Origin of the sequence: Vibrio sp. ECSMB14106 (genome assembly GCF_000972265.1) — a bacterium.
Taxonomy (GTDB): Bacteria; Pseudomonadota; Gammaproteobacteria; order Enterobacterales; family Vibrionaceae; genus Vibrio; species Vibrio kanaloae.
The window spans coordinates 1-6,677 of sequence record NZ_LAUM01000057.1; the positions used below are offsets into that span (position 1 = coordinate 1).

The window sequence follows — 6,677 nt, forward strand, 5'->3', positions numbered from 1 at the left end:
GTGAGGCTTAACCATACAACACCCAAGGGGTTTTGTGGACTCAAAGAAATACCAAACGCTTGAATGAGTTTGAAGAGAATTTAACAGCTTTCCGAATTTTAAAATTTGCTTGGCGACCATAGCATTGTGGACCCACCTGATTCCATGCCGAACTCAGTAGTGAAACACAATAGCGCCGATGGTAGTGTGGGGCTTCCCCATGTGAGAGTAGGACATCGCCAGGCTCCAAATTTATTTTCACTTTTTGAAAAGTGAAGACAAAAAGTTTGAACACTTGTCAGCGACGACAAGTATTCCACTGCGGAGTGGTAGTTCAGTTGGTTAGAATACCGGCCTGTCACGCCGGGGGTCGCGGGTTCGAGTCCCGTCCACTCCGCCACTTATTAGAGAAGCCCTGCTAGCAATAGCAGGGTTTTTTTACATTTAAAGAAAAGTGTTTTGCTTACAGGTTATATGGGTGCTGTAAAGACACTGAGCCCCTGCTCTTCATGTTATTTCGGCACATATTTAGAAAGCCTAGTCTGACGACTAGGCTTTCGTCGTTTCCGGCGTATGTGTTTTGGGTTTTAGTAGCAGATCCTTATCGCTAGCTATGAAGTACTTCTCTATATCGGGAGGTGCTGCTTGGGAATATAGGTGGTCACTTCTAACTCTGGTAGTTAAGCTAAATAGAGCAGAGCACTAATCTGATTGCTTTACTATGTGAAATTCCCTATCGCGTACGTACTTCGCCGTAAGGAGTGACGAACGTTATTGCTTGAATACGTAAAGAGTAATTGTCGATTATGTTAGTATCGGTACTCATTTAGCTGCTCTCTGCATCTGATACACGTATCTAGAGTCCTTAGACTAACTTTTAGGAAAAGATATGATTTTAACTTTTCAAACTATCACTCTTATTATGAATGAATCGAGATGTTGACTCGAAAGACCATCAAGCAAACCTATCTCGCTATCTCGCTATCTCGCTATCTCGCTATCTCGTAGATACAAAAACGCCTAGCGTTTGCTAGGCGTTGATAAATAGTGTTTTGATACACCGACTACAGTATTTGTTTGAGTACTCTGTCGGCTTTTACACGAGTGATCTTACGAATCAACTTCTGAACTTCCAACGGGTAGCTATCTATCTTGTCTAACTGCTTATAAGTGCAAATTAACTGGGTATGTTGAAGGATATTATCAACCTCAACTTGGAACTTATCGGTTAGATGATGGTAATTGTCTTGGATAAATATACCGTTCTCTAGATCAAGTTTCCATGCTCTAGGGTTTAGGTTACTACCCGTTAGCAGCATATAGCGCTTATCGACCCAAATACCTTTAAGATGAAAACTATTGGAGTCATGTTTCCAAAGGCGGATCGATAGATTGCGACTGGCGATATTCGCTTCATTGGCTTTGGCAAAACGGCGTAGGTTCAACTCATAAAGGTATGGTAATCCACCAATTGTTTTAAACTCTTCTTCTGGTGAGATAAAAAAATCGTTCGCTGTTTTATCACCAACAACAATACTAACCTTGACCCCGCGTTTTAACGCCTTCTTAACTTCCTTAGCTAAGCTAGGAGGGAAGTTGAAGTAGGGGGTGCAGATGAATATCTCATCTTTAGCTTGGGCAATGAGTTGGTTGATTCCTTGATTCAAGCGGTTACGTCTCTTACCTATTCCGACTAATGGCGTAACGGCGACTTGCTCTGGAGATACATCTTGCCCATCGAATTTATACTGAGATCTCGCAAGTGATGCGCGGAACTGACGAATTGTTGGTTTTAGTTCTTTTGTGATTGGCTTGTTTTTATCAGCTAAGTCGTAAACTGCACTGTCTGGAACCATCTGATCGTGTACATACGCAAACATTGAATCTGCAAGCGCTGCGTTGTTTAAAACATGGTAGCGATCAAAGCGATAACGGTCATGGTAATTAAGATAGATATTATTAAGACTGGCACCGCTATATATCACGTTGTCATCGACGATAAAGCCTTTTAAGTGCAATACGCCAAAGACTTCTTTGCCGCGAACGGGGATGCCATAAACAGGCACAGAATACTGATATTTTTCTGAAAACTCTTTATACATGGCTGCATTGCCTTCAGAAGACTCTGCACCAATCAATCCACGCTGCGCTCGGTGCCAATCGACACAAACGCTCACGTTTAATTCTGGGTTCTTTTGCTTTGCTTCATATAAGGCAGTTAGGATCTCACGGCCAGCCTCATCATCTTCAAGATACAAAGCGACTAAACTAATACGAGTCGTTGCGCGAGATATCTCATCAAGTAGGCGAGTTCGAAACTCTTGCGCTGATAGTAGTACTTCAAACTTGTCAGGATTCTGCGCTATGGTTGGCAACTGTATGAATGGATTCCTACTGGCAATCATATTGACTGTTTTACCTTAAAAATATGCAAAATTGCGAACCTTTAATTTTACCAAAGGGATAGCACCAAATACTAGATAATCGAGGCATTCTCTAACAATTTTGCTGATAATGCATAGGAACGAGATCTTTTCCGCTATTCGAATAGCGCTCGTATAAAACTCTTAAACCATTTGGTAGATCTTTAGGGTCTACTTGTACGAATTTGTGTCGTGCATAAAAATTGGTGAGATGAGCGTACGCAAAGCAGTAATCGTCTTCCGTAAGCGTATATTGCGCACAATAATCCATAAGCTGGGAGCCTAATTGCTTACCACGATGTTGTTTTGATATCGCCATTCCAGTAAGTAAGCGATTATTTTCTATTGTACGAAAACGCACGACACCGCACAGCTCGTTATCCAGTAATAACGAATAGATCAGTTCACTCTTATTCGCTTTTCCCGTTGGGTAATGTTCTTTATAGAAACGTTTAACTAGGGGAACCTTTATTGGGTCTAATTGAGTAATGATGACATTGTTCATTCAATCACTGCGCCATTGGTTTATCTGCTGTAGAATGACCGCAGTGTAAGTTAATTGAATATCGCCATGCAATTTCATCTCAATGCTAGTTTAAAAAATGTTCATACATTTTCCATCGATCAGACGTGTGATGCGTTGGTTGAAGTCACCACTACCGAAGAACTGATTTCGCTTTACAAAGACCCTAAATGGTCAGCTTTGCCTAAGTTAATACTGGGTAAGGGCAGTAATATGCTTTTTACTGAGCACTTCGCTGGTCTGGTCATTGTGAATAAATTGGCCGGGATTGAGTTGACCGAGACGGGCAGTCATCACCTACTGCATGTTAGTGGGGGGGAAGATTGGCCAAGCTTGGTTGAGTGGAGTGTGGATAAGGGGCTGGGTGGTCTAGAAAATCTAGCAATGATACCGGGTTGTTCAGGCTCAGCTCCGATTCAGAATATTGGTGCGTATGGTGTTGAACTGCAAGACGTATGTGAGTATGTCGACATCCTGTGTCTGGATACTTATACAGTTAAGCGCTTAAGCAAAGAAGAGTGTCTCTTTGGTTACCGAGACTCTATTTTCAAACACGCTCTCTACGGTAAAGCGATTGTTGTTGCGATTGGTTTAACGTTACCTAAAGAGTGGCAGCCCTGTAATCACTATGGTCCTTTGAAAAGCCTAGCTGCTGATAGTCTTTCTCCTCGTACTATATTTGATGAAGTGTGTGCTATCCGTTCAAGTAAGCTACCAGACCCTAAAGTACAAGGGAATGCGGGCAGCTTTTTCAAAAACCCTGTGATCACCGAAGATCATTTTGATCGCCTGTTAGCTCTATACCCAAACATTGTCGGTTATGAGAGTAATAACATGATTAAAGTCGCTGCGGGCTGGCTGATTGATCAATGCCAGCTCAAGGGCGTAACAGAAGGTGGTGCTCAGGTTCACCCTAACCAAGCATTGGTTATCATCAATTATGACGAGGCTTCTGCTACGGATATCCTCAAGCTTGCGGAGCGGATTCGTCGGTTTGTATTGAAAAAATTCGATATTCGATTGGAACATGAGGTGCGCTTTATGGGACGAGACTGCGAGACAAACCTAGATAGAGCCCTGGAGGCGTTGGCATGAGGGAGCACAGCACTAAGCTCGCACTGTTGAAGTGCCTAGCCGATGGTGAGTTTCACTCTGGAGAAAATCTCGGCGAGATGATTGGCGTATCACGAGCGGCTATCAGTAAGCACATTAAAGGTATTCAAGAGTGGGGGGTAGATATCTACCGAGTACAAGGCAAGGGCTACAAGCTAGCTAGCCGGTTAAATATGCTTGATGAAGAAAAATTGTCTGTTGTTAGTCGCGATGCTTCTCTTGAACTGATTCCAATCATAGGTTCTACAAACCAGCATTTATTAGAGCGTACTAACACCCTCGAATCAGGTTCTGTCTGTATTGCTGAATATCAAGTCTCAGGTCGTGGACGTCGTGGACGAGAGTGGGTGTCCCCATTCGGTGCGAATCTATACCTATCCATGTATTGGAGATTAGATGCTGGTATGGCTGCAGCTATGGGGTTAAGCCTTGTTGTTGGTGTTGCCGTTGTTGAAGCTTTAGAAGTGATGGGCGTTGAGGGCGTTAAGCTGAAATGGCCCAACGACCTTTACCACAATGACAAGAAGCTTGCAGGTATCTTGGTAGAGCTGTCAGGACAGTCCGGTGGCGCTGCTCATATCGTTATTGGCTTGGGGTTAAACCTATCAATGGATCCAAAAACCTCCGGAATTGGCCAGCCTTGGACCTCTCTCAAAGAAGTTTGCGATGGTAAAGTACCGGATCGCAATCACTTGGCTCAGACTCTGATTAATGCTTGGGATAAAGCTCTCGTCGACTATGAGCTGAAAGGGATGTCGAATTTTGTTGCTCGTTGGAATCGCTTAGATAACTTCTTAGGTCGCAATGTAAGGCTTATTATTGGACCTAGAGAAATTGAAGGTGTCGTACAAGGTATTGATGAGCAGGGGGCTGTGTTACTCAAAACCGAGAATGGTATCGAAAGTTATATCGGCGGTGAAATCTCACTAAGGAAAGGTAGCTAAGACCTTCCTATTTTCTTAGTAGTACTTCTTCAACCATGTGATCTGCACCTTTACGTAGAATAAGGTGAGCCCTTTCTCGTGTCGGAAGAATATTTTGTTCTAGGTTCAACCCATTGATTGAACGCCAGATCCCTTCCGCTTTATCTAAAGCTGCTTGGTTTGATAATTTCGTGTAATGACTAAAATATGAACCTGGTTTGGTAAACGCACCATCGCGGAATTTGAAAAAACGATTGATGTACCACTCTTTAATTTGTTGACTATCAGCATCAACGTAGAGTGAAAAGTCGAGGAAATCGGAGATAAAGACACGATGCGGCTCGTGTGGGTAGTTCATGCCTGTCTGCAAGACATTAAGCCCTTCAATAATAAGCACATCTGGCAGGTCGACGCATTTTTCCTCATCTGTGATGTTATAAGTAAGATGCGAGTATACTGGTGCTGTGACATTTCTTTGGCATGCTTTTACATCAGAAACAAACTTCACTAAACGTTTGATGTCGTAGGATTCGGGAAACCCTTTCTTGCTCATTAAGCCTTTTTCTTCCAGCACTTTATTTGGATACAAGAAACCATCTGTGGTCACAAGCTCTACCTTTGGATGATTCTCCCAACGCGATAATAATGCCTTGAGCAACCGAGCCGTTGTACTTTTTCCAACCGCAACACTACCTGCTATACCGATGATGAAAGGTGGCGCTTTTTCTTTCTTATCAAGAAATTGATGAAGTATTGAATTTCTGTTTTGTCTGGCTGCCACATAGAGGTTCAATAGGCGAGATAGCGGTAAATAGATCTCCACAGCTTCTTCCATTGTGAGCTTTTCATTGATGCCTTGAAGCTCTTTTAAGTCGCTTTCAGAAAGTGTCATAGGAACTGAATTCCTTAACTCCGACCAGCGTTCGCGGTCAAATGACATAAATGGGCTCATACGAAACTCTATAGTGGATAACAAAATAAGAGCATGGAAAATACATCAAGCGCTAGATAAATAAAATATCTTCCTGTGTTAGATACGAGTTAAAGACAGAAACCTTGAGCGAAATAGCGATATAGAAGAATTTGATACGAGATTTTTTCACTTTTTTTCAATTTGCTATTGCAAGGTGGAAAATCATTCAATAAAATGCGCCCCACTTGTGCCGACTTAGCTCAGTAGGTAGAGCAACTGACTTGTAATCAGTAGGTCACCAGTTCGACTCCGGTAGTCGGCACCACTTTCTCCCTTCCAATAAGGTAAGCGAGAGAAAGCTCAAAATTTGGAGGGGTTCCCGAGTGGCCAAAGGGAGCAGACTGTAAATCTGCCGGCACTGCCTTCGATGGTTCGAATCCGTCCCCCTCCACCATATTCTAAAGGTTAAATAGCTCAAACAGAGTTACGTGTTGCGTGCATCGTATAATGGCTATTACCTCAGCCTTCCAAGCTGATGATGCGGGTTCGATTCCCGCTGCACGCTCCAACTCATTTTGTGTGCTGATATAAGCTCAGTCGGTAGATTTCACCCTCAGTAAAGGGTGAAGACACCAGTTCGAGTCTGAGTATTAGCACCAGTCTAAAGCTTCTTCTCCTTTTTATTAAGAAAACCATTTTTTGGTTGCGTGGTCTTATTGTAAGCCACCTAATCCGTACCTAGAGGGACACCCCATGTCTAAAGAAAAATTTGAACGTACGAAACCGCACGTAAACGTTGGTAC

General features: G+C 42.9%; 5 protein-coding genes, 5 tRNA genes and 1 rRNA gene. 8 read left to right on the forward strand and 3 right to left on the reverse strand.

The features are described 5' to 3' along the window. Positions 1-108 precede the first annotated feature (108 nt). Positions 109-224: ribosomal RNA gene (rrf, locus tag WR49_RS20490) — 5S ribosomal RNA — on the forward strand. 78 nt (positions 225-302) lie between these two features. Then, a tRNA-Asp gene (locus tag WR49_RS20495) sits at positions 303-379 on the forward strand. A gap of 664 nt (positions 380-1,043) precedes the next feature. Here the strand turns inward: WR49_RS20495 and pssA are convergent. After that, positions 1,044-2,384, reverse strand: a complete 1,341-nt coding sequence (pssA, locus tag WR49_RS20500) for a CDP-diacylglycerol--serine O-phosphatidyltransferase (RefSeq protein ID WP_046225252.1) — start codon at positions 2,382-2,384, stop codon at positions 1,044-1,046. Between the two features lie 91 nt (positions 2,385-2,475). Beyond that, positions 2,476-2,907, reverse strand: a complete 432-nt coding sequence (locus tag WR49_RS20505; RefSeq protein ID WP_046225253.1) for a GNAT family N-acetyltransferase — start codon at positions 2,905-2,907, stop codon at positions 2,476-2,478. 66 nt (positions 2,908-2,973) lie between these two features. Here WR49_RS20505 and murB point away from each other — a divergent pair, with 66 nt between their 5' ends. After that, positions 2,974-4,020 (forward strand): UDP-N-acetylmuramate dehydrogenase, encoded by a 1,047-nt coding sequence (gene murB, locus WR49_RS20510; protein ID WP_046225254.1) that lies wholly within the window; start codon positions 2,974-2,976, stop codon positions 4,018-4,020. Then, positions 4,017-4,982, forward strand: coding sequence for a bifunctional biotin--[acetyl-CoA-carboxylase] ligase/biotin operon repressor BirA (gene birA / locus WR49_RS20515; RefSeq protein WP_046225255.1), 966 nt, complete (start codon positions 4,017-4,019; stop codon positions 4,980-4,982). The genes murB and birA overlap by 4 nt, the downstream gene beginning before the upstream one ends. 7 nt (positions 4,983-4,989) lie before the next feature. On the opposite strand, the gene coaA is transcribed toward birA, so the two are convergent. Continuing rightward, the gene (gene coaA / locus WR49_RS20520; RefSeq protein ID WP_046225256.1) at positions 4,990-5,913 is read right to left on the reverse strand and encodes a type I pantothenate kinase; all 924 of its coding nucleotides are present in this window, start codon (positions 5,911-5,913) and stop codon (positions 4,990-4,992) included. Between the two features lie 210 nt (positions 5,914-6,123). On the opposite strand from coaA, the gene WR49_RS20525 reads away from it, so the two are divergent. The 4 genes from WR49_RS20525 to WR49_RS20540 all read left to right on the forward strand — a co-directional run bounded on the left by WR49_RS20525 (position 6,124) and on the right by WR49_RS20540 (position 6,533). Next, positions 6,124-6,199 (forward strand) — tRNA-Thr (locus WR49_RS20525). Between the two features lie 44 nt (positions 6,200-6,243). Beyond that, positions 6,244-6,328: transfer RNA gene (locus WR49_RS20530), tRNA-Tyr, on the forward strand. A 39-nt stretch (positions 6,329-6,367) separates the two neighbouring features. Further along, positions 6,368-6,442 (forward strand) — tRNA-Gly (locus WR49_RS20535). A gap of 13 nt (positions 6,443-6,455) precedes the next feature. Next, positions 6,456-6,533, forward strand: a tRNA-OTHER gene (locus WR49_RS20540). Positions 6,534-6,677 lie beyond the last annotated feature (144 nt).

Bases quoted from the DNA above. Each gene is read 5' to 3' on its own strand.
- murB (WP_046225254.1), top strand. From the start codon at position 2,974: ATGCAATTTCATCTCAATGCTAGTTTAAAAAATGTTCATACATTTTCC.
- pssA (WP_046225252.1), bottom strand. From the start codon at position 2,384: ATGATTGCCAGTAGGAATCCATTCATACAGTTGCCAACCATAGCGCAG.
- WR49_RS20505 (WP_046225253.1), bottom strand. From the start codon at position 2,907: ATGAACAATGTCATCATTACTCAATTAGACCCAATAAAGGTTCCCCTA.
- birA (WP_046225255.1), top strand. From the start codon at position 4,017: ATGAGGGAGCACAGCACTAAGCTCGCACTGTTGAAGTGCCTAGCCGAT.
- coaA (WP_046225256.1), bottom strand. From the start codon at position 5,913: ATGAGCCCATTTATGTCATTTGACCGCGAACGCTGGTCGGAGTTAAGG.